The organism is Streptomyces sp. NBC_00012, assembly GCF_045040875.1.
Lineage (GTDB): Bacteria > Actinomycetota > Actinomycetes > Streptomycetales > Streptomycetaceae > Streptomyces.
The window spans coordinates 721,323-743,320 of the sequence record NZ_CP108309.1; the positions used below are offsets into that span (position 1 = coordinate 721,323).

Sequence of the window (21,998 nt, forward strand, 5' to 3'; positions counted from 1 at the left end):
CGCCCCGGACCTTACCGGTGCGGTCCGGGGCGACGTGCGATCCTCGCTGCGGGGTCGGTCCGCGCGGATCGCGCGGATACTTCGGTGGCGGCCGCGTCGAGCAGTTCGGGCAGCGGGCCGTCGTGCCTGCTGGAGCTCCTCGTCGCCGAGTCCGGCGACGACGGCGACCACCACCTCGGCCGGAGCGGTCAGCAGAACTCGCAGATCGGGGAAGCGGCGTTCCGTACCCTTCGTCGGCCGGTCGAACCTCTGTATCACCTCCTCCAGCGCGCCGTGGTGGGCCGGGAAGCGCCGGGCGGCGACGTACCAGCGTCTCGCGTCGTCGTCCAGCCTGGCGTGCAGCACCGCGCCGGCCTGTGGCAGGGTGCTGCGTCGTGACAGAGATAGACAACATTCGCATCGTCCCGCTGGCCGATGACCCTTCGCTGATCTCTCGCGTGTACGAGATCAACGACTCCTGGCCCGTCTTCACGCCCCATGACATGGTCGCGAGCGCCTTGCTGAGCCGGGTTCCCGAGGACTTCCCGCAGTACTGCGTGGCGGCGACGGACGGCGACCGGGTCGTCGCACGCGGACTCGCGGTGCCGTTCAACTCCGTGCTCGACGGACGCGAGGAGATGCCCGACCAGGGCTGGGACCGGGTGCTGGCCTGGGCCTTCCGTGACCGCCGTCACGGGAACGCCGTGACTGCGGCCAGTGCGCTGGAGATCTCGGTGGACGCGGACCATCTCGGCCGTGGCCTGTCCTACCGCATGCTGTCCGCGCTGCGCCGGGCGGCGGGCCGGCAGGGGCACGATGCCCTGCTGGCACCGGTCCGCCCGACGGCCAAGCACCTGGATCCGCGTGTCCCCATGACCGAGTACCTCCGTCGGCGTCGGGACGACGGACTGCCGGCCGACCCATGGGTGCGGGTGCACGTCAAGGCCGGCGGCACCATCGAGAAGGTCGCCCCGGCCTCGATGACGGTCAGCGGTTCGCTGGCGCAGTGGCGGCAGTGGACCGGGCTGCCCTTCGACCGGGACGGTCAGGTGGAGGTGCCCGGCGCCCTGGCGCCGGTGCACTGCGACACCGCACACGATCACGCCGTCTACGTCGAACCCAACGTCTGGATTCGGCACGGCGGAGAGCCGCACACCGCCTGACAACGCACACTCCCCGCTACGGCAGCGCCCCGGCGACTACGGACGCCGCTTCCGCGATGAGTTCGTTGTCGTACTCGGCGTCCTCCTTCCACCGGTTCGACAGGATCGCCACGACGACGGGGGCGGCGTCGGGGCGCCACACCACGGCGATGTCGTTGCGTGTGCCGTAGCTGCCACCGGATCCGGTCTTGTCGCCGACCACCCAGCCCTTGGGCATCCCGGCCCTGATGAGCTCGGCTCCGGTCGTGTTGGTCCGCAGCCATTTCGTCAACTGCGCGCGTTCGCCCGTACCGAGAACGTCTCCGAGGACGAACGCGCGCAGGTCCTCGGCGAGTGCCCGCGGCGTACTCGTGTCGGACGTGGCACCCGGGGACCAGCGGTTGAGTTCCGGTTCGCGGTGTTCCATCCGGGTGACGTCGTCACCGAGCCCCGCGAGTACGGCGTCCAGCCCCCGGGGACCGCCCAGCCGGTCGAGCAGCAGGTTGGCGGCGGTGTTGTCACTGAAGCGGACCGCGGCGTCGCACAGCGCGCTCAGGCTCATCCCGGTCGCGACATGCTTCTCGCTCACCGGAGAGTCGCTGACCAGATCGTCCTTCGAGTACCTGATCACCTCGCCCATCCCGCCCAGGGAGTACTTGCGCAGCACGGCACCGGCGGCCAGCGCCTTGAACGTGGAGGCATGGGCGAAGCGCTCACCGTCGTTGTGGGTGACCTCGCGGCCGGTGCCGGTATCGATGGCGTAAACGCCCAGCCGGGCATCGTACTTGCGCTCGAGTTCCTTGAACTGCCGGGTGAATTGCTGACGGGAGAACGGCTTCGTGCTCGCGTTCGCGGCCGGTCCCGTCGCCCCGGCATGAGGGGAGGACGCCACCGCAGACGCGGAGGACCGGGAAGGTGAGTCCTCTCCGCCGCACGCCACGAGCGGTACGAGAGCGAGCGCGGCCAGCGCGCCGAGAAGGGAACGCCGGGCACTGCTGGGCTTCTTCATGGGGTCCGAACCTCCGAGGCGCCCCGAGGCCAGGGCGCATTGGGGACGGGAGAGAGACCTCGCCGTCCCGGGCGGTCTTGAGTACCGGGCCCACCTTCGCCGTCCGGCAGCCATGCGGTCCAATACGCTCGGGCGCGGTTTCATGCCGATCTGGCATAGGGTGAGGGCTGTGGATCTGGTCGGAGCCTGTCGGGCATTCATCAGTGTGAGCGAGCACGGCAGTTTCACCGTAGGAGCAGCCGCGGCCCGGATGTCCCAGCCGGTGGCCAGCCGTCGGGTCGCCGCCCTGGAGGAACGCTTCGGTGAGCAGCTGTTCGAACGCATGTCACGGCGGGCCGTCCTCACGCCCTTCGGCCGGGAGATGCTTCCGGCCGCCAGACAACTGGTCCAGGCGGCCGATGTGGTGCTGCACGAGGCCGAAGCTGCCAGGTGCAGGCCCTGGCGGCTCGCGGTGCCCGGTCTCTGCTCGACGGCCGGTCTCGCCCGGCTGATCGCCGAGGCACGGGAGCACGGCATCACACTCGATCTCCGGACCGCCGCGCCCGCACAGCGCATCGAGCTCATCCACGCGCAACTGGTGCGTGCCGCTCTGCTCGCGGTACCCGCGGACGAGGCGACGTGGTCCGTGCCACTGGGTCTCGCCGGTGTCCGGGATCCCGGCGTGCGGCGCGTCTACATCGAGACGTTACGGATGGGACGGGCATCGCCGGGCCCGGCCCGCCGCATCTGGATCCAGCCGGAGGACGACGTGCCGCACATCCGTGACCCGCTGACCCGGCTTCGGGACGCGCTGGGCCTGCGGCCCGCTCAGCTCGTTGCCGCGACCGGCCTGACAACTGCCGCGGCGGAGGTGCTCTGCACGAGCGACCTGTTGCTGTGCTCCCCCGCCCAGGCCGAGGAACTCGCCCTGAGCTGGCGGCCCATCGGTGAGGTCGCACTCAGCCGGGGGTTCGCACTCGTCGCCGCGGCGGGCGGCAATCCACAACACATCGAGGCGCGGCTGGGCGAGGCCATCGGCCGCTGCCTAGGGTCTATCGTTTGGATCGGGCCGGATCAGGGAGCGGGGTCCGGTGCCGTGCGTCGCAAGGCGGAGGAGGGAAGCGACGCGGAGCGTCGGTGACTGACGACAACGCGGCGAGGTGCGTCACCGGGGCACGCGAGCCCGCATGATCCAAACGAGAGGCCCTAGGCATGGACAGCGGGGCGGGAGGGGCTGCGGCGTGAGCACCGAAACGCTGCTCAGCGAGCTGCGCCGGCGATTGCTTGACGGCGGACTGCACGGCTGTCTGCTCGTGCGGGATCTCCACACGGGTGAGGAAGTGGGAATCGCCCCGGACACCCAGTTGCCTGCCGCGTCGCTGGTCAAGGTTCCGCTCGCGCTGGCGACGGTGGAGCGCATCCGACGGGGCGAGCTCGACGGGGCGTCGATGATGGATGTGCTGCCCGGACGTACGGCCACGCCGGGCCCCACGGGGCTGAGCCGGTTCCGCCACCCAGTCCGGATCGCCGTCGACGACCTGCTCTACATGAGCACCTGTCTGAGTGACGGCGTGGCCGCCGACGTACTGTTCGACCTCACCCCGCCCGCCCAGGTCACCGGCATGCTCCGCGAGTTCGGTCTCCGCGGCATCACCGTCCGGCACGGTCTCGACGAGCTCACCGACACCCCGCTGGAACGCTTCGACGCCACGCAGGCCCATCTCGCCCTGTCCCTCGCCATCGGCGCCGGTACCAGCGGCCGCGGGCATCGGGTGCCCCAGCTCGACACCACGCGTGCCAGCGCCGGCAGCGCACGCTCCTACGTCGAACTGCTGCAGGCTCTGTGGATGCCGTCGGCGATCCCTCCCGAAGTGGCCGAGCGCGTACGTGGCCTGATGGCACACAACCTCATCCGGCACCGGCTCGCCCCCGACTTCAGCTCGGACGCCTCCACCTGGTCCTCCAAGACCGGCACCCTGCTCAACCTCCGGCACGAGATCGGTGTCGTCGAGCACTCCGACGGCCAGACCTTCGCCATCGCCGCCCTGACCGAGTCACTCGTCCCGGCCAGTGCGCAGCCCGGCGCCGACGCCCTGATGGCCCAGGTGGCCCGCGAACTGCGCGATCACCTTCGTCAGCGCTGAGGGGCGACCGGCACAGCACCCGCAGGAACACAGTGAAGCCCGCTCCTCGGGCACACTGCGCGCCGGTGTCTCAGGCGTGGAATCCGTTGCACACGATGGATGTGTACTTCGTCGGCCCGCCCTCGACGTGGTACAGCACCACGGTCCAGTCGCCCCTGTCGTCCCCGACCGGGATCGCGTCGACGGTGCGTTTGCCGAAATGCGCGCGGAAGTCGTCGGGGTACTTGAACTTGACGGTTCCGCCGGAGGACCAACGGGAGTAGATGTCGACGGGCTTGCTGGTGAAGCCGATGCCCTTGCTCAGGGATCGGAGGGGCCGTCCGGTGACAGGGTCCGTCTCGTGCGGGGGCCGCACCCCCACGGATATGTAGTACGGCGCGGGCCGCTTCCCTGATCCGGCGTCCTTGGGGCGCATCTCCAGCGAGGCGGTGTCCGAACCGGTGGTGTGGGAGACGGAGGACCGCAGGCCCGTCGGTGGTGAGGAATCGACGATGCTGGACAGATCGCAGGAGCCCATGCCCTGGGCCGCCTGCTCCGAATCCTCGGAGAGGGACCAACGGTCCTGCGAGACACGGTCGTTCACGATGTGGTCCGGTGGCCGACCGTCCGGTTTTTCGGTGGCCGGTCGTGACGGGGCCGGCTGCCCGGACGTGGTCACTTCCGTGGTGGGGGCGGCGTCGGTCTTCCGGCCGTCCGGTTCCGGGAGCAGCCAGACCGTCACCGGCACCGCGAGCGCCACCGCACAGACCGCAAGCCAGGTCCTGCTCCGCCGCCCCTGGCCGGTGCGCCCCCGCGGTTCTGGCCGATCGGCCGGCGCGGTGCCCGACGGCCCGGTGGGTGCGGTGGTCCCGGCCCGGCCCGCCTCCTGGGCCTCGGACTCATGGCTGACGGGCCGTGTCCGCTCCTCCGTCCCCGTCACCCGCGTCGTCTCCGCCTCCGTCTCCCCCTGTGTCCCGGCCTCCGGCTGAGGTACGGGGACGGGTTCGGCGGTGCGCGCCAGCATCCGGTAGTGGGGGTCCGAGGCCAGTGGCGAGTCCACCTCGCACCGGGCGATCACGGAGGCCGGATCCGGCCGGTCCGCCGGATCCTTGGCGACGCACGACCGGATGAGTTCGGCCAGCGCGGGCCGGAGCCCCTCCAGGTCGATGTCCTCGTGCACGGTCCGGTAGCTCACCGCCGCCGGTTCGCCCGTACCGTACGGAGGACGGCCCGTCGCCGCGTAGGCGAGGGTCGCGCCGAGAGCGAAGACATCGGCCGCCGGGCCCACCTCGTTGCGCAGGAGAACCTCGGGTGCCGTGTAGCCGGGTGTCCCCGACACCATTCCGTCCCGGGTGAGGATCGTCTGCTCAAGTCCTCGCGCGATGCCGAAGTCGATCAGCTGCGGTCCCTGCGGCGAGAGGATGACGTTGTGCGGCTTCACGTCCCGGTGCGTGACTCCATGGGCATGGACGGCGGCCAGGCCCTCGGCGAGCGCGGCGAGCAGTCTCAGCGCGCTGTCCGCCGGGAAGGGGCCGCTCGCGCCGACGGCGCCGCGCAGTGTGGGTCCGGCCACGTACTCGGTGGCCAGCCAGTAAGGGGGTGCGTCGAGCGAGGCCTCGATCAACTGCGCGGTGTAGGCGCTGCGAACGGCCTCGACGGTCGCGGTCTCCCGCCGGAACCGGGCCAGCGATTCGAGGTGGTCGCTGATCTCGTCGCGGATCACTTTCACGGCAACCAGCCGCCCACCGGGCGACCTGCCGAGATACACCTGCCCCATGCCGCCCGCGCCGAGACGGGCGAGCAGGTGATAGGCGCCCATGCGCACGGGGTCCTGAGGTCTCAGTGCATCCACGGCATGACTGTGCCACATGTGCGCACCCGCCGGAGCTGTGGATCACAACTCGTGATCGGACCGATCTGCGTCAACTCGCGGGAGCGGCAACCCGATCGAGAAGGATGCGGGTTCTCGGGGGGAGAACTCGCCGGTATCCCCTGCTCGTGAGCGGGGTCAGGAAAGCTCGGGAACGGTGAGGTCGAGGGTCAGCCGGTTGTTCCAGTCGTTGGTGAAGACCGCGGTCGCTCCGTCGTGGTGACCGCCCACGAAGGGGTTGGAACAGAACATCACGGCGACCCATCGCAAGGAACGGTCGGCGCCGAGGCGGGCGAGGTAACCGATGTTGCCCATTCCGCCGCCACCGCCGGACATCCAGCCCGATCCGTCCGGCAACGCGGACTCGAAGAAGGTTTCCACCTCGGTGATGCCGTCCTCCTCGATGGCACGGGCCACGTCGAGCGGTCCTCCGAGGCGGAACGGAATCGGCTGTCCGGCATCCGGGTGGTAGGCCCCGGGTCCGTCCACGTACAGCTCCAGGCCGGTGTCGTCCGGCCGGTACAGCCCGTCGTGGAACGGCATCTCCTCGGACGCCCACAACTGCTCGATCGTTCCCACAGTCCCGCCTTGCCCGTCGAAGCCCGCACCGTATCAGTCCCGACCGCCACAAGGCGGATACGGCCGTCCGGTGCCCGGCCTCGCTGTCGGCGGCCACAGCACCCCGGGGCCGTCACGTTCTTCCGTACTCCGAGGGTCCGTCGAGTGCTGCCTGCTCGAACGGTGCCCTGTGCGACGGTGGTCGGACGGCCTGCGTGCGTGTGGGGCGGCTGGGTCCACTGCGTGGTTCCCCGGCTCAGTAGGCGGAGTTGACGTTGTCGATGGAGCCGTAGCGGTCGGCGGCGTAGTTGGCGGCCGCGGTGATGTTGGCGACGGGGTCGGTGAGGCTGTGGGCGGTTCCGTTGACGTGGTAGGCGTTGAAGGTGGGCTGGATGACCTGGAGCAGGCCCTTGGAGGGGGTGCCCTTCTGGGCGTTGACGTCCCAGCCGTTCTGGGCGTTGGGGTTGCCGCTGGACTCGCGCATGATGTTGCGGTGCAGGCCCTCGTAGGTGCCGGGGATGCCCTTGGCCTTCATGACGGCGAGGGATTCCTTGATCCAGCCGTCGAGGTTGTTGGCGTAGGCGTTGCTGTTGCCCTGCTGGGTGTCGCCGGTGGGGGCCGCGGGGGCGGTGGTGGGCTGCTTGGTCTCGGCCGCGTGTGCGGAGGCCGGGGTGAGGGTGAGTGCGGCTGCTGCTGCGGCGGTGGTGGCCAGGGCGGTGAGGGACAGGGTGCGCAGGCGGCTGGTGCGGTTCAGGGTGTGGGTGGTCATGCGGAAGTGACTCTCCTGTGGTGTGGGGTGTGCCGTCCGGTGTGGGCGGCGTGCGGGGCGGGGGCCCTGCGTGGTCCGGCGGGGGTCCGTCCGGGCCGGTCGCGGTGTCCGGCGACGAGAGCCATGGTTAGCGGTGGCCGGGGCGGGGGTCAATGATGTGACGTACTACCCGATTACGGAGCAATGTCCGAAATGAGCCGCTCTGAGCTGTTTCTGTGCCGTTCGGGCGGGCCCGCTTCTACTATCCGGCCTAGGATGTGACGTGGCCCCTATGGGTGGCATCACATCCACAGGGCCATTTCTAGGGCTTCGAGCCCGGTGCGAGGCCAGGCCGCCGCGAGTGTCCGCACCCCCGTCGCCACCTACGCCTGTCGCGCCACCGAGGGACGAACCGCTCGCAGCCCCCGTACGCCACGACGGCCGGAGTCCGACGGCGCGGCCCGGCGTCCCTCCGCTAGGGTCCCCACGCATGCCGGACATCCGCCACTCCCCCGAGGCACCCACCCGCACGCAGGCGATGGCCCCCGGCGAGCGCATCGACGCACACCGCCACGACGACCACCAGGTCGTCTACGCGGGCTCCGGCGTCCTCGCGGTCACCACCGACGCGGGCACATGGTTCACCCCCGGCACCCGGGCCATCTGGGTTCCCGCCGGCTGCGTACATGCGCACCGCGCCCATGGGCATCTCGCTCTCCATCTGCTGGGCCTGCCCGCCGACACCAATCCTCTCGGCCTCGACACCCCCACCGTGCTCTCCGTCGACCCCTTGCTCCGCGAGCTGATCCTCGCCTGCACCCGCAGCCCCCACGACCACTCACCGGAGCGGCTGCGCCTGCGCCTGGTTCTCCTCGACCGCCTGCGCGCCTCGCCCCAGCAGCCCGTCCAGCTGCCCACCCCCACCGATCCCCGCCTCGGAGCCGTCTGCGACGTACTGCACCACGACCCCGCCGACCCGCGCTCACTGGCCGCTCTCGCGAGCCTCGCGGGAGCCGGGGAACGCACCCTCAGCCGCCTCTTCCGTCGCGAGCTGGGCATGACGTTCCCGCAGTGGCGCACCCAGCTGCGCCTGTACCACGCCCTTCGCATGCTGGCCGACGACGTACCGGTGACCTCGGTCGCCCACCGCTGCGGCTGGTCGTCCACCAGCGCCTTCATCGACGTCTTCCGCCGTGCTTTCGGGTACACCCCGGGCTCCCACAACCGCCGGCACCGAGAGGCGGATTTTCGGTAGTGGTTGGCAGATTCCCGGAAGCGCGCCAGGAGTCCCGGCAACGACGATGACGGCATGCCAAGGAACAGATCAATCGTTCTGCTGTCGGTGGGGCATGCGTGCGTGGACGTCTACCAGGGCGCGGTGGCATCACTCGTCCCGTTCTTCGTCGCCGAGCGCGCCTACACCTACGCGGCGGCCTCGGGCATCGTGCTCGCCGCGTCCCTGCTGTCCTCGGTGGCACAGCCGGTGTTCGGCGCGCTCACCGATCGTCGGGCCGTCCCCTGGCTGCTGCCCGTGAGCACGGTCCTGGGCGGGCTCGGGGTCGCGCTGAGCGGCCTCAGCGGTTCGTACCCGCTGACCCTGCTGTTCGTGGCGGTGTCCGGGATCGGGGTCGCCGCCTACCACCCCGAATCCGCCCGCGTCGCACGGCTCGCCGGCAGGGGGAGCCACAGCGCGATGGGATGGTTCTCCTTCGGCGGCAATGTCGGCTTCGCGGTCGCTCCGCTCATGGTCGCGACCGTTGTGGCCACCGGCGGACTGCGGCTCACCCCACTGCTCGTGGCGCCGGCCCTCGTCGGCAGTGTGTTGTGCCTGCCGGTGCTGCGCGCGCTGGAGAAGACGGCAGCCGCCGGCCCCGGGGCCGCGGCGGTGAAGGGGACCGACGACAAGGTGTCGTTCGTGAAACTGTCGCTCGCCGTGGTCTGCCGGTCGATCGTCTTCGTCGGCCTGAGCACGTTCATCTCCCTCTACGCCCGGCAGCGCACCGGAGGAGGTACGACAGCGGGCACGGCCGCGCTCTTCGTCCTCTACCTCGGCGGCGCGGCGGGAACCGTGCTGGGCAGCCGCCTGGCCAACCGGTGGGACCGGGTCACGGTGGTGCGCATGTCGTATCTGATCACGGTCGGTGCCGTCGCCGGGACCGTCTTCGTCCCCGGCCCGTCGATCTATCTGTTCATCGCCCTGACCTCGGTCGGGCTGTACGTCCCGTTCTCGCTGCAAGTCACCCTCGCCCAGGACTACTTGCCCTCACGCGTCGGCACGGCCAGTGGGGTCACCCTCGGACTGACCGTCAGTGCCGGCGGTCTGGCCGGCCCCCTCATCGGAAGCATCGCCGACGCCGCGTCCTTGCGGACGGCGCTCGCCCCGCTGATCCTCATGCCCGCCCTGAGCTGGCTGCTGTACCGCGGCATGCCCGAACCGGCCACGCCGAACCATCTCGGCGGCCCGACCCCGGCGACCCGTTTGGATGATCAAAGTAGCGAGGGGTTACCATATGAGCGCCGCCTAGCTCGAAAGATAAACCTGTGACTGTCAATGACGACTCGTTCACCAGCTGGAAGAACCGCGAGGAGATCGCGGAGTCGATGATCCCGGTCATCGGGAAACTGCACCGGGAGCGGGATGTAACGGTCCTGCTCCACAGCCGATCCTTGGTGAACAAGTCGGTGGTCAGCATCCTGAAGACCCACCGATTCGCCCGCCAGATCGCCGGTGAGGAGCTGTCGGTCACCGACACCCTGCCGTTCCTCCAGGCCCTCACCACGCTCGACCTCGGTCCTTCCCAGATCGACATCGGCATGCTCGCCGCGACCTACGCGGCCGACGACCGCGGTCTCACGGTCGAGCAGTTCACCGCCGAGGCCGTCGCCGGTGCCACGGGTGCCAACAAGATCGAGCGCGGTGACGGACGCGATGTCGTCCTGTACGGATTCGGCCGCATCGGCCGCCTCGTCGCCCGTCTGCTGATCGAGAAGGCCGGCTCCGGCAACGGGCTGCGGCTGCGTGCCATCGTCGTCCGTCGGGGCGGTGACCAGGACATCGTCAAGCGTGCCTCGCTGCTGCGCCGCGACTCGATCCACGGCCAGTTCCAGGGCACGATCACCGTCGACGAGGCGAAGAACACCATCGTCGCCAACGGCAACGAGATCAAGGTGGTCTACGCCAACGATCCGTCCGAGGTCGACTACACGGCGTACGGCATCAAGGACGCCATCCTCATCGACAACACCGGCAAGTGGCGCGACCGTGAGGGTCTTTCGAAGCACCTGCGCCCCGGGATCGACAAGGTCGTCCTGACCGCGCCGGGCAAGGGCGACGTCCCCAACATCGTGCACGGTGTCAACCACGACGTGATCAAGCCGGACGAGCAGATCCTGTCCTGCGCGTCCTGCACCACCAACGCGATCGTGCCGCCGCTGAAGGCGATGGCGGACGAGTACGGCGTACTGCGTGGCCACGTGGAGACCGTCCACTCGTTCACCAACGACCAGAACCTGCTGGACAACTACCACAAGGCCGACCGCCGCGGCCGTTCCGCGCCGCTGAACATGGTCATCACCGAGACCGGTGCCGCGTCCGCCGTCGCCAAGGCGCTGCCCGACCTCAAGGCGCCGATCACCGGCAGCTCGATCCGCGTTCCGGTGCCGGACGTCTCGATCGCGATCCTCAGCCTGCGGCTCGGGCGCGAGACGAACCGCGAAGAGGTCCTCGACTACCTCCGCAACGTGTCGCTGACCTCGCCGCTCAAGCGCCAGATCGACTTCACCACCGCGCCCGACGCGGTGTCGAGCGACTTCATGGGCTCGCGCCACGCGTCGATCGTCGATGCCGGCGCCACCAAGGTCGACGGTGACAACGCCATCCTCTACCTCTGGTACGACAACGAGTTCGGCTACTCGTGCCAGGTCATCCGGGTCGTCCAGCACGTCTCCGGCGTGGAGTACCCGACCTACCCGGCCCCGGCGGTCTGATCCTCCGGACGCGCGGTGAAAAGGGGCGCCTGATGAGCAGCTGCTCATCAGGCGCCCCTTTCACGTTGCTCGCACGGACCGTGGTCCACACGGCAGGCAGCGCTTCTCGCCTGTCGCCGTCCCCCGGTCAGACGGCCGGACGGTCAGCCGTGCGCGGCGGCGAACATGCCGACCTCGTAGGAACCGCCCTTCTGGTGCACGATCACGGCGAGCCGGTTGGCCGCGTTGATCAGGGCGACCAGGGCGACCAATGAGGCGACCTGTTCGTCGTCGTAATGCTTGCGCACCTCGGCCCAGGTCTCGTCGGACACGCCTTCGTGGGCGTCCGCGAGCCGGGTGCCCTCCTCGGCGAGGGCCAGCGCGGCCCGTTCGGCCTCGGTGAACACGGTGGACTCGCGCCACGCCGCGACCAGGTTGATCCGGACCGCGGTCTCACCGGCGGCCGCGGCCTCCTTGGTGTGCATGTCCATGCACCATCCGCAGCCGTTGATCTGGCTGGCCCGCAGCGACACCAGCTCCTGGGTGGAGTGAGGCAGCGACGACTGCTGGATCACCAGGCCGGCATTGGCGAACCGCTTGGCAAACTTGGCGGCGATCTCGTTCTCGAACAGGTTGAATCGGGCGTCCATGACTTCGTCCTCACTCGTGGTGTTGCACTCGACGGACACGAGACGCCGACGCCCCGCCCGTTGTGACAGCACTCGTTGTGTGACCTGCGCCACTGCCCATCGGTGTCACAGAATGACGCGGACCGGCGTCTTGTGCGTGGCGCCGTCGAAGGCGAACAGGCAGGAGCAGCCGGTGAAGAGCGAGCAGAGCGGGCGCACGGCGGACACGGACGGACAGGTAGCGGACGGCGTGCGCGCGGACCCTGCCACCGAGGCGTTCGTCGCCCATCGCAGTCTGCTGTTCACGGTGGCCTACGAGATGCTCGGCTCGGCCGCCGACGCGGAGGACGTGTTGCAGGAGACCTGGCTGCGGTGGGCGCGGCGCGCTGCTGCACGCGGACGGATGGCACGACCAGCATCTGCACACCCGCGTCAGGGGTGACAGCCCGGACGCACTGTGAGAGCGTCCGGGTTCCACGGGGGCCTGCGGCACGCGGTGGGAGGCGGTGACGCCGCCGACCGGAGGCACCGCCCACTGCGGAGGTGCGGCGGCCACGGCCTTTCGAAGGCGCACGTCGGCAGCGAAATCCATGGAGGTCCTGATGCTGAACTACACCGAGTTCCGAGCCCATGACGCGGTGGGCCTGGCCGAGCTGGTCGCCCGGGGCGAGGTCTCGCCCGGCGAACTGCTCGATGTCGCCATATCCCGCGCGGAGGCCGTGGACAGCAGGCTCAACGCGATCGTGCAGCCGATGCACGAACTCGCCCGCGAGCGGGCGAAGGAGTCGCTGAGCGGACCGTTCGCCGGGGTTCCGTTCCTGATCAAGGACCTCTCGCAGGACTACGCCGGGCTGCCGACCGGCAGCGGCAACCGGGTGCTTCGCCTCCGCCCCGTCGAACGGCACAGCGCGGTGGTCGACCGATGGCTGGGCGCCGGCATGGTGATATTCGGCAAGACCAACACTCCGGAGTTCGGCGCGAAGGGCGTCACCGAGCCGGAGGTGAACGGGCCCACCCGTAACCCCTGGGACCTCGCCCGCACCCCGGGCGGCTCGTCCGGAGGATCGGCGGCGGCGGTGGCGGCCGGCATCGTCCCGGTGGCCGGTGCCAACGACGGAGGCGGCTCGATCCGCATTCCGGCCGCGTGCTGCGGTCTGTTCGGCCTGAAGCCGGGACGCGGACTGGTCCCGGCGGGTCCGGCCGTCGCCGAGCACCTGCACGGTGCCGCGACCGACGGCGTCGTATCGCGCAGCGTCCGTGACAGCGCAGCCATGCTGGACGTGCTGACCTCGCGCGCGGACCCGGCCGGACCGTTCCTGCACGAACGCCCGGAGCTGCCCTACGCCGAACTCGCCCGCAGATCACGGAAGTTGCGGATCGGCTTCGCCACCCGCTCCCCCATCGACACCGAGGTCGATCCGCAGGCGGTCGCCGCGGTCGAGGATGCCGCGGAGCTGCTCCGCCGCCTCGGCCACGACGTCGAGCCCGCAGAACCGCAGATCGACCAGCGGCAGCTCGCCTTCGACTTCCTGGCGATGTGGACCACTCAACTCGCCCACACCGTGGACGAGATCCGCCGGACGACCGGTGCCGGGCCGGAGGCGTTCGAGCTGGACACCCATCTGCTGGCTGCCGCCGGCCGCGCCCTGAGGGCTCCGGACTACTACGCCGCCCACGACCGCTGGAACACGTACAGCCGGCAGCTCGCCGCCTTCCACAGCCGCTACGACCTGCTTCTCACCCCGACCCTGGCCCGGCCGGCGGTACGGATCGGCGAACTGGACACGCCACGGCCGGTACGCGCCGTGGCCCGGGTACTGATGCGACTGGGGCTGCTGGGGACCCTGGCCGGGACCAAGGCGTGGGAGAGCGCGGTGATCGCCAACCTTTCGGCGACGCCGTACACCCAGTTGGCCAACATCACCGGCCGGCCGGCGATGAGCGTCCCCACGTACCGCACTCCCGACGGCCTGCCGCTCGGTGTCCAGTTCGTGGGCCCGCTGGGCGGCGAGGGAACGCTGCTCGCCCTCGCCGCCCAGCTGGAGACCGAACGCCCCTGGGCGCACCTCGAACCGGTGCTCTGAGCGCCCGGCCGTCCGTGCGCCCGCTCAGGTATTGCGGCCGGGCGGCCGTGCCGTGATGGCCAGTGCGTCGGACCATGACATATTCAGACTCTTTTGTTAAGAGGGGCGGGAACGGAGCGGGCAGCGGGCATCCCGAACCCGGGGCCGGGTTTCAGGAGGACGGTTCGGGCAGCGCCGTGTCGACGTCGTACAGCCGGGCGTCCACATGGTCGAGGGCGAGCCGGACGGCGCCCAGCACCACGGCCTGGTCGGAAAGGGTGGAGACCGCCAGTGCCGGGGGTTCCAGGCACAGCGGGTCGAGGTGCCGCCGCAGCGGCTCCAGCAGTACGTCGCCGGAGCGCGAGACCCCGCCGCCGATCACGACGAGTTCCGGGTCCAGGGCCAGGACCAGGGCGGCGATGCCCTCGGCCAGGTCGTGGGCGTACTGCTCCACGGCCCAGCGGGCGGCCGGTTCGCCGGTTCGGGCCTGGGCGAAGACATACTCGGCGGCCTCCTGGGGCAGGGTGTCGGCCGGCATCTTCGGATAGCCGGTCAGATGCGAGGTGGCCCGGTGCCAGCCCAGCAGGGGCAGTGCGCCGATCTCACCGGCCGCTCCCCCACGCCCCCGGTGCACCCGGCCGCCGATCAGCAGACCGGCCCCGGTGCGTACCCCGGACAGCACGAAGGCCACGTCGCCGACACCCTGCGCCTCGCCGATCCAGCCCTCCGTGAGCGCGGCGAGGTTGCAGTCGTTCTCCACCAGGACCGGGCAGTCGAAGTCGGCGCCCAACTCGCCCGCGAGGTCCAGACCGTCCCATTCCGGCAGGCCGACGCAGCGTTTGACCCGGCCGTCATGGCTGACCACGCCCGTGGTGCCGACACAGACGGCGGAGAGCTGGGCGGACCTGACCGCCGCCGATTCCAGCGCCCCGACGGCCGTCGCACGCACGGCGGCCAGGCGTACGGAACGTCCCGCGTCCGCGCTCACCCGCTCGGTGCGGGCCGCCACGACGGTGCCGTCGAGGTCGGCAACGGCCGCCCTGATGCTGTACGAGCCGATATCGATCCCGAGCACGTAGTCGCCGGTCGAGTGGAAACTGAACAGCCTGGCGGGGCGGCCCATGTGGCCCGGCTGCGGGGGCAGTTCCTTCAGCCATCCCGAACCGAGCAGTTCCTCCGTCAGGCTCTCCACGGTCGGGCGGGACAGGCCTGTGCGCCTGGTGACCTCGGTGAGGCTGAGGGGGCCCTGGCCGCGCAGGGCGCGAAGCGTCGTGACCAGGTTGATGCGCCGCAGCCGCGAGGTGTCGCCTCCGGAAATTGTCACCGTCACTCCCTTGACAGGCTCTGTGCATGAGAAATAAAAACAGGTTGCATTAGTAAGTCGCAAGTCCGAGGGGGTATTTGTGGTCACTCTCGCCATCATCGGGGCGGGGCTGCGCGGTATGAGCTATGCGCGGCGTGCTCTGGAGACCGGCATGGCGCGTGTTGTGGCCGTGGCCGAACCCGATCCGGAGCGCAGGCGCAGCATGGCCGCCGCGCACGACGTACCGGCCGAGAACGTCTTCGCCGACTGGCGGGATCTGCTCGCACGGGACCGGCTGGCCGACGCGGCGGTGATCTCGACGCAGGACAGCATGCACACGGAACCCGCGGTGCGGGCGGCCGGTCTCGGCTACCACCTGCTGCTGGAGAAGCCGATGGCACAGAGCGAGGAGGAGGCGGCCGCCATCTCCTCGGCCGCCGACCGCAATGACGTTCTGCTGGCCGTCTGCCATGTCATGCGCTACACGCCCTACACGATCAGGCTCAGGGAGCTCATCGGAGAGGGCCGGATCGGCGACGTGATGAACATCCAGCACCTGGAACAGGTCGGCTGGTGGCATCAGGCCCACTCGTTCGTACGGGGCAACTGGCGCAGCGAGGAGGGGTCGGGGCCGCTGCTGATGACCAAGGCCTGCCACGACCTCGACTGGATCACCCACGTCAAGGGGGCGCTGCCCGAACGGGTGTCCTCGTTCGGCAATCTGGTGCACTTCCGGGCCGAGAACCGGCCCGAGGGCGCGGCGGACCGATGCGTGGAGTGCCCGGTGGAGTCCACGTGCCCGTACTCCGCCAAGCGCATCTATCTCGATTGCCTGGGCGACGCGGACAAGGAGTTCTGGCCGCTGTCCGCGGTGACGGCCGACCACACGAAGGAGGGGGTACTCGCGGCGCTGCGCGAGGGCCCTTACGGCCGGTGCGCGTACACCTGTGACAACGACGTGGTCGACACCCAGGTGGTGACCATGGAGTTCGCCGACGGCACCTCCGCCACCTGCACGGTCACCGCGTTCGCCGCGCTGGAGCACCGAAAGACCCGGATCTTCGGCACCCGTGGCTCCATCGACGGGGACGGAGTCGTGCTGCGCGTGCACGACTTCCTGACCGACGAGGTCACCGTCATCGACACCGGTGCCGGCGAGGATCCCTCGGCCGCCACCGGGCACGGCGGCGGTGACGCGGCCCTGTTCGACGCCTTCGTCGATGCCATCGGCAAGGACGATCCCTCCCTGGTACTCACCGACGGTGCGGAGAGCCTGGCCACGCACCGGGTCGTCTGGGCGGCCGAGCAGGCTCGCCTCACCGGCACCGTCGTATCCCTCCTGCCGCACTGATCCCCGGCCGTGGCGCCACGCCCGCCGGCTCCCGCGCTCACCGGACACCCTCACGAAAGGCACACCCCCGTGCGTAAGTTGACAGTCATGCTCACCGTCGGAGCTCTCGCCCTGAGCGTAGGCGCCTGCGGCAAGAAGAACGGTTCCGCCTCCTCGGACAAAGAGCTCGTCTACACCTCCTCCTGGGGTGCCGACGAGCCGCAGGGCAAGCTCATCAAGTCGATAGCCGACGACTTCGCCAAGGCGACCGGCACCAAGGTCGACCTGAAGTTCGTGGGCCGCAAGGGCACCGACACACTCCCCACCGAGATGAACGCGGGCCAGGGCCCGGACCTGTTCGACACCTCCACCGACAGCGTCGGCGCCTTCGTCGCCCAGAATCTCGCCGCACCGCTCGACGACGTCCTGGACATGGAGGTACCGGGCGAGGGCAAGAAGGTGCGGGACGTGCTGCCGGAGTCGGTGGTGAAGGCGTCGACCGCCAAGGACCACGTCCGTTTCATGGCCCACACCGTGATCTCCACCGCGGTCTGGTACGACGCGTCCAAGCACGCGGGGCTCGCTCCCAAGACGTGGAAGGAGTTCATCGCCTATCTCGACGAGGCGAAGAAGGACGGCCGTACACCGCTGGGCCAGGACGGCACGGTCAACTTCTACAACGCGTACTGGTTCTACTCGGCCCTGGTCCGTTCCGAGGGTGCCGGCAGCCTCAGCGCCCTGGGCAAGGATCCGGCCGCCTGGGACAAGCCGGCCGTTCTCGAGGCGGCCAAGAAGGTGGAGCAGCTGGCCGACGGCGGCTACTTCCAGAAGGACTTCATGGCCACCAAGTACCCTGCCGCGCAGGACGCCTGGGCCCAGGGCAAGTACGACCTGAACCTCAACGGCACCTGGCTCGCCGCCGAGACCGACGCGAAGCTGGCCAAGGGCACCGAGGTCGCCTCGTTCCAGCTGCCGGCCGGCGGCAAGAACTCCGTGGAGGTCGGCACGCTCGGCTGGGGCGTGAACGCCAAGGGCCACAACATCGAGGTGGCCAAGGAGTTCCTCGCCTTCGCCCTGCAGAAGAAGTACGAGCAGAAGATCTCCACCGCCGCGCACAACATTCCCGCGCGCCCGGACGTCCCCGCGCCCGGCTACCTGGCGGGCGTCCAGAAGGACGTGGCCGAGGCGGAGTTCACCCACCGGACCTACGACGACATGGCCGCGGACAAGAACTGGTGGAACAACGTCTTCCTGCCCCTGGACGACCAGCTGCTCTCCGGCAAGATCGATGCCGCGACCTTCGTGAAGACCGGCAAGAAGAAGGCCGCCGACTACCTCGCCAGCAAGGGCTGAACCCATGGGGACAGCAACACTCACCCCGCCCGCGGCAGTGGCGCCGCCTGCCGCGGGCAAGGGGGGCAAACGGGTGCGGCCGGCGCGTGAACGCGCCTTCTGGCCCTTCCTGCTCCCCGCGCTGATCGCCTACTCCGCGCTCTTCGTCCTGCCGTCGTTGTTCGGCTTCTGGGTCAGTTTCAACAAGTGGGCCGGGCCGGGGTCCGCCATGACGTGGAACGGCCTGGGCAACTACCTTGAGCTGACGCGCAGCGAAGCCTTCCGCACCGCCTTCGTCAACACCTTCGTGCTGGCCTTCGGCGGTGGGGCGCTCGTCTTCGCCTTCACCTTTCTGTCCATGATGGTGCTGCGGCAGGTCAAGGGCCGGGCGTTCATCCGGTCCGTGATCTTCCTGCCGATGATCATCTCGGTGATCGCGGTCGGTGTGGCCATCGGCTTCCTGCTCAATCCCGACGGTGCGGTCAACACGATCCTGGGCTGGGTCGGCATCGAGGCGCGGCCGTGGCTGGGCCCCGACATGGTGTTCAAGTGCATCGTCGGCGGGCTGGTTTGGTCGAGCACGGGCTTCTACGTGGCGCTGATGATGTCGGCCGCCGACTCCATCCCGCCCTACCTCTACGAGGACGCCAAGCTGATGGGCGCCACGAAGTGGGAGCAGTTCCGGCACATCACACTGCCGCTGACCTGGGACGTGTTCGCGGTGTCGGCCGTGTTGTGGGTGGTCAACAGCCTGAAGGTGTTCGAGATCGTGATCGCCTTCACCACGGCGGGCACACCGGCGAGCCCGCCGATCCAGGCCCGCACCGTGGCGGTGCAGCAGTACGCCTCGGTAGCCGGCGGCGGTGTGCCCGAGCTGGGTTCGGGTGCCGCCATGGGCGTCGTCATCCTGATCGTGACGACGATCCTGATCGTACTGACCCGGCGTGTCACCCGCCGCGAACGTGTGGAGCTGTCATGAGGCGCCTGCTCGGCGACATCCTGGTGCCGCGCGCGACGACCGTCGCGCTCTGGGCCTGGGTCGTCTTCAACCTCGCGCTGGTCGCCTGGGTCGGCCTCCAGTCGCTCAAGGACTCCGGGCAGGTCTGGCTCTCGCCGTTCGCGCTGCCGGACAGCGTCGAGTGGGGCAACTACTCCGCGGCGTGGAAGGCGGCAGGCTTCTCCGCCGCAGCGCTCAACAGCACCGTCCTGACAGTGGTCGGATCGCTGTTGATCGTCGCGCTGTCGGCGCCCGCCGCGTATGTCCTGGCCCGTTCCGACCGGCGCGCCGCCGGACGGCTCACCGGCTACTTCGCGATGGGGCTGAGCATCCCGGTCCAGACGATCGTGATCCCCATCATCGTGATCAAGCTGTCCGTGTCCACGTTCATGATCGACTGGGTGACCGGCTGGTGGGACAACCGGATCACGCTCCTGGTCTTCCAGGTGGTGCTGTCGCTCCCGTTCGCCGTGTTCGTGCTGACCGGCTACATGCGCTCGCTTCCCCACGAGATCGAGGAAGCGGCCGAGCTGGACGGTGCGGGTCCGCTGCGCGCCTTCGTCCAGGTCGTGCTGCCGGTGGCCAAGCCGGGGGTGATGACCGTGCTCATCCTCAACGTCATCGGCCTGTGGAACGAGACCCTGCTCGCCCTGCTGATCACCCCCACGTCTGAGGAGCGCACGCTGCCCGCGGCCCTTCTCAGCCTCTACGGCTCCATGCAGTACAGCTCCGACTGGGGCGCCCTGTTCGCCGGAATCGTGATCCTGGTCTATCCCATGATCGTGCTCTACCTCTGGCTGGGCCGCCGCATCGTCGAGGGCATGACTGCGGGAATCGGTAAGTAACGCGCAACAGAGACCGGCAATCCAATCGGAAGGACCGAGACTTGCGTACCTCACGTATCCCGAGTACCCCACCCGTCCGTCGAAGGCGGCTCATGGGGGCCCTCCTGGCGGCTCTCGCTCTCCCGCTCTCCGGGGTGGCGGCGGGGCCCGCGCAGGCGGCGGCCCCGGACCGGCCCCATCCGCGCGCGGCGGGCACCACGTACTACGTGGACTCCGAATCCGGCAACGACAGCGCATCCGGCCGGAACGCGGCGGCGGCCTGGAAGTCCCTCGCCAAGGCGAGCCAGTTGACGCTGGGCCCCGGTGACCAACTGCTGTTCAAGGCCGGTCAGCGGTGGAAGGGGCGGCTCGACGTGCAGGGGGCGGGGGCGGTCGGCAGTCCCGCGCTCGTCGGCTCGTACGGCACCGGCGCCAAGCCGCTGATCGAGGGCGCGGGCACGACCGATGTCGCGGTCAAGCTCAACAACGTCCACGACTTCACGCTCGACGGGCTGGAGGTGACCAACTGGAGCGACAGCACCACGCCCCGCTCCGGTGTGAACCTGTTCGCCAAGGACGCGGGCAAGCTGTCCAACATCACCCTGCGCAATCTGAGCATCCACGACGTGGACGGACCGGGCGGCAGCACGGTCAGCTCGGCCGGGCTGCTGGTCTCCATCCGCGGCAGCCAGACGCCCACGTTCTTCGACAACCTGGTGGTGGAGAAGAACGAGGTCAGCAAGATCCGTTCGTACGGGATCATCACCTGGTCCACCTGGTCCCGGCGCAACGGCATGACCAGCCTGTACCCGGTGGAGACCGGCATCCCCGACAGCGAGGTCGTCACCTGGACTCCCAGCACGAACGTCAGGATCCGCGACAACTACGTCCATGACGTGACGGCCGGCGGAATCACTCCCATGCACACCAAGGGCGCCGTCATCGAGGGCAACCGCGTCCACAAGGCCGCCACCGGCCGACTCAACCTCAAGGGCGGCAACGTCGGCATCTGGTGGCAGGGCAACGACGACCTGCTCGTGCAGCGCAACGAGGTGTCGGGCTCCGGCTTCAACGGGCCGGGCACCGACGGCCACGGCTTCGACGCGGACGCGGACAATAACCGCAGCGTCGTCCAGTACAACTACAGCCACGACAACGACGGCGGGTTCTTCATCACCGTCTCCTTCAAGGGTGCGCCGACCAAGGACACCGTGGTCCGCTACAACCTGAGCAAGGACGACGGCTTCGAGGTCTTCAGCCTCTCCACCGAGACGTCGGGCACCTCCATTTACAACAACACGGTCTACGCGAGCGGCCGGGTCGTCACCGTGCATCCGCCGTACACGGGGGCCGGCGACTATCCGCTCGGCAAGATCGTGCACATCTACAACAACGCGAGCGGCATCGAGATCCACAACAACATCTTCTACAACCGGACCACGGCCGGCTACGACACCGCCAACAGCACCGTCTACGACTCCAACCTCTACTGGGGTACCGACACCCCTGTCGCCCCCTCCGGCGACATCAACGCCGTCAAGGCGGACCCGAAGCTGGTCTCCGTCGGCACCGACCCGGCGGGCTACAAGCTCCAGTCCGACTCCCCCGCGAGGGGGCGCGGCGCGACGGTGACGCAGGGCATCGAGGACTATTTCGGCAACGCGGTCCCTGCCACCGCTCCCGACCGGGGCTTCCACCAGTTCACCGGAGCTCCGCCGCGGCCGGTCGTCACCACCTCGTACGCCACGCTCGGCAACAGCCACGCCTACCGGATGGCCGACGGCGACACCGCGACCGCGTGGAGCAGTGTGTCCTCCGGGGTCGCCTTCCCCGGCACCATCGACGTGGACTTCCGCCGGCCCACCAGCATCGGCACCGTCACCCTGCACACCGCCTTCGCCACCGGCCAGGGCATCAAGCAACTCGACGTGCAGACCTGGAACGGCTCCGCCTGGGTGACCCTGGCAGCCGGGCAGCAACTGTCCTGGACGGGCAACACGTCGACCGTCGAGCAGCGCACGATCACCCTGCCCCAGCGGGTCACGACCGAGCGCCTGCGCCTGACGGTCCGTGACGCCCACCTCCAGTGGGGCAACTTCGCGCTCTACGAGATCCAGGCCGCCTGACCGGTGGGGTGGCCCGTACG

At 69.5% G+C, this 21,998-nt stretch carries 19 protein-coding genes and 1 pseudogene; 14 read left to right on the plus strand and 6 right to left on the minus strand.

Annotated features, from left to right (window positions below; all coding sequences use genetic code 11):
* Positions 1-84: 84 nt before the first annotated feature.
* Entirely contained in the window at positions 85-378 is a 294-nt protein-coding gene (locus OHA19_RS03595) for a hypothetical protein (RefSeq protein ID WP_405720048.1), read from the plus strand.
* Positions 375-1,142 carry an N-acetyltransferase gene (locus OHA19_RS03600; protein WP_405720046.1) on the plus strand — a complete coding sequence of 256 codons (768 nt, stop codon included), beginning with the start codon at positions 375-377 and terminating at the stop codon, positions 1,140-1,142. Before OHA19_RS03595 ends, OHA19_RS03600 begins: the two co-directional genes overlap by 4 nt.
* Before the next feature lie 16 nt (positions 1,143-1,158).
* Here the strand turns inward: OHA19_RS03600 and bla are convergent, their stop codons facing one another.
* The gene (gene bla / locus OHA19_RS03605; RefSeq protein ID WP_405720044.1) at positions 1,159-2,130 is read right to left on the minus strand and encodes a class A beta-lactamase; all 972 of its coding nucleotides are present in this window, start codon (positions 2,128-2,130) and stop codon (positions 1,159-1,161) included.
* A 169-nt stretch (positions 2,131-2,299) separates the two neighbouring features.
* Here bla and OHA19_RS03610 point away from each other — a divergent pair, with 169 nt between their 5' ends.
* Entirely contained in the window at positions 2,300-3,250 is a 951-nt protein-coding gene (locus OHA19_RS03610) for a LysR family transcriptional regulator (RefSeq protein ID WP_405720042.1), read from the plus strand.
* Between the two features lie 100 nt (positions 3,251-3,350).
* Positions 3,351-4,253: a serine hydrolase gene (locus OHA19_RS03615; protein WP_405749368.1), complete on the plus strand. Its 903-nt coding sequence runs from the start codon at positions 3,351-3,353 to the stop codon at positions 4,251-4,253.
* 70 nt (positions 4,254-4,323) lie between these two features.
* Here OHA19_RS03615 and OHA19_RS03620 read toward each other — a convergent pair whose 3' ends face one another.
* The 3 genes from OHA19_RS03620 to OHA19_RS03630 form a co-directional block, all read right to left on the minus strand.
* Positions 4,324-6,084, minus strand: a complete 1,761-nt coding sequence (locus tag OHA19_RS03620) for a protein kinase domain-containing protein (protein WP_405749370.1) — start codon at positions 6,082-6,084, stop codon at positions 4,324-4,326.
* Between the two features lie 156 nt (positions 6,085-6,240).
* The gene (locus OHA19_RS03625) at positions 6,241-6,681 is read right to left on the minus strand and encodes a hypothetical protein (RefSeq protein WP_405749372.1); all 441 of its coding nucleotides are present in this window, start codon (positions 6,679-6,681) and stop codon (positions 6,241-6,243) included.
* Positions 6,682-6,916: 235 nt separating this feature from the next.
* Entirely contained in the window at positions 6,917-7,429 is a 513-nt protein-coding gene (locus OHA19_RS03630) for a transglycosylase SLT domain-containing protein (RefSeq protein WP_405709998.1), read from the minus strand.
* A 469-nt stretch (positions 7,430-7,898) separates the two neighbouring features.
* On the opposite strand from OHA19_RS03630, the gene OHA19_RS03635 reads away from it, so the two are divergent.
* The 3 genes from OHA19_RS03635 to OHA19_RS03645 are packed head-to-tail and all read left to right on the plus strand — an operon-like array spanning position 7,899 to position 11,395.
* Positions 7,899-8,663 carry an AraC family transcriptional regulator gene (locus OHA19_RS03635; protein WP_405720032.1) on the plus strand — a complete coding sequence of 255 codons (765 nt, stop codon included), beginning with the start codon at positions 7,899-7,901 and terminating at the stop codon, positions 8,661-8,663.
* A 54-nt stretch (positions 8,664-8,717) separates the two neighbouring features.
* Positions 8,718-9,953, plus strand: coding sequence for an MFS transporter (locus tag OHA19_RS03640; RefSeq protein WP_405749374.1), 1,236 nt, complete (start codon positions 8,718-8,720; stop codon positions 9,951-9,953).
* Positions 9,950-11,395, plus strand: coding sequence for a glyceraldehyde-3-phosphate dehydrogenase (locus OHA19_RS03645; RefSeq protein WP_405720028.1), 1,446 nt, complete (start codon positions 9,950-9,952; stop codon positions 11,393-11,395). Before OHA19_RS03640 ends, OHA19_RS03645 begins: the two co-directional genes overlap by 4 nt.
* Before the next feature lie 143 nt (positions 11,396-11,538).
* Here OHA19_RS03645 and OHA19_RS03650 read toward each other — a convergent pair whose 3' ends face one another.
* Positions 11,539-12,024 (minus strand): carboxymuconolactone decarboxylase family protein, encoded by a 486-nt coding sequence (locus tag OHA19_RS03650; protein WP_405720026.1) that lies wholly within the window; start codon positions 12,022-12,024, stop codon positions 11,539-11,541.
* Positions 12,025-12,136: 112 nt separating this feature from the next.
* Here OHA19_RS03650 and OHA19_RS03655 point away from each other — a divergent pair.
* Positions 12,137-12,382: pseudogene (locus OHA19_RS03655) on the plus strand (sigma factor); the annotation flags it as partial.
* A gap of 223 nt (positions 12,383-12,605) precedes the next feature.
* Complete coding sequence (locus OHA19_RS03660; RefSeq protein WP_405720024.1) at positions 12,606-14,087, plus strand: amidase; 1,482 nt, start codon at positions 12,606-12,608, stop codon at positions 14,085-14,087.
* A gap of 151 nt (positions 14,088-14,238) precedes the next feature.
* Here the strand turns inward: OHA19_RS03660 and OHA19_RS03665 are convergent, their stop codons facing one another.
* Positions 14,239-15,390: an ROK family protein gene (locus OHA19_RS03665; protein ID WP_405720023.1), complete on the minus strand. Its 1,152-nt coding sequence runs from the start codon at positions 15,388-15,390 to the stop codon at positions 14,239-14,241.
* 79 nt (positions 15,391-15,469) lie between these two features.
* Here OHA19_RS03665 and OHA19_RS03670 point away from each other — a divergent pair, with 79 nt between their 5' ends.
* The 5 genes from OHA19_RS03670 to OHA19_RS03690 all read left to right on the plus strand — a co-directional run bounded on the left by OHA19_RS03670 (position 15,470) and on the right by OHA19_RS03690 (position 21,978).
* The gene (locus OHA19_RS03670; RefSeq protein WP_405720021.1) at positions 15,470-16,720 is read left to right on the plus strand and encodes a Gfo/Idh/MocA family protein; all 1,251 of its coding nucleotides are present in this window, start codon (positions 15,470-15,472) and stop codon (positions 16,718-16,720) included.
* Positions 16,721-16,789: 69 nt separating this feature from the next.
* Entirely contained in the window at positions 16,790-18,052 is a 1,263-nt protein-coding gene (locus tag OHA19_RS03675) for an ABC transporter substrate-binding protein (protein WP_405720019.1), read from the plus strand.
* 4 nt (positions 18,053-18,056) lie between these two features.
* A complete protein-coding gene (locus OHA19_RS03680) occupies positions 18,057-19,010 on the plus strand; it encodes a carbohydrate ABC transporter permease (RefSeq protein ID WP_405720017.1) in 954 nt (317 codons plus the stop codon).
* Positions 19,007-19,873: a carbohydrate ABC transporter permease gene (locus OHA19_RS03685; protein ID WP_405720015.1), complete on the plus strand. Its 867-nt coding sequence runs from the start codon at positions 19,007-19,009 to the stop codon at positions 19,871-19,873. Before OHA19_RS03680 ends, OHA19_RS03685 begins: the two co-directional genes overlap by 4 nt.
* A 92-nt stretch (positions 19,874-19,965) precedes the next feature.
* A complete protein-coding gene (locus tag OHA19_RS03690) occupies positions 19,966-21,978 on the plus strand; it encodes a discoidin domain-containing protein (protein WP_405720013.1) in 2,013 nt (670 codons plus the stop codon).
* The last annotated feature ends 20 nt before the right edge of the window (positions 21,979-21,998 follow it).

What these genes read in the sequence shown, in the direction of transcription:
- bla (WP_405720044.1), bottom strand. Translation starts at nt 2,130, where the DNA reads ATGAAGAAGCCCAGCAGTGCCCGGCGTTCCCTTCTCGGCGCGCTGGCC.
- OHA19_RS03630 (WP_405709998.1), bottom strand. Translation starts at nt 7,429, where the DNA reads ATGACCACCCACACCCTGAACCGCACCAGCCGCCTGCGCACCCTGTCC.
- OHA19_RS03635 (WP_405720032.1), top strand. Translation starts at nt 7,899, where the DNA reads ATGCCGGACATCCGCCACTCCCCCGAGGCACCCACCCGCACGCAGGCG.
- OHA19_RS03640 (WP_405749374.1), top strand. Translation starts at nt 8,718, where the DNA reads ATGCCAAGGAACAGATCAATCGTTCTGCTGTCGGTGGGGCATGCGTGC.
- OHA19_RS03650 (WP_405720026.1), bottom strand. Translation starts at nt 12,024, where the DNA reads ATGGACGCCCGATTCAACCTGTTCGAGAACGAGATCGCCGCCAAGTTT.
- OHA19_RS03660 (WP_405720024.1), top strand. Translation starts at nt 12,606, where the DNA reads ATGCTGAACTACACCGAGTTCCGAGCCCATGACGCGGTGGGCCTGGCC.
- OHA19_RS03680 (WP_405720017.1), top strand. Translation starts at nt 18,057, where the DNA reads ATGGGGACAGCAACACTCACCCCGCCCGCGGCAGTGGCGCCGCCTGCC.
- OHA19_RS03685 (WP_405720015.1), top strand. Translation starts at nt 19,007, where the DNA reads ATGAGGCGCCTGCTCGGCGACATCCTGGTGCCGCGCGCGACGACCGTC.
- OHA19_RS03690 (WP_405720013.1), top strand. Translation starts at nt 19,966, where the DNA reads ATGGGGGCCCTCCTGGCGGCTCTCGCTCTCCCGCTCTCCGGGGTGGCG.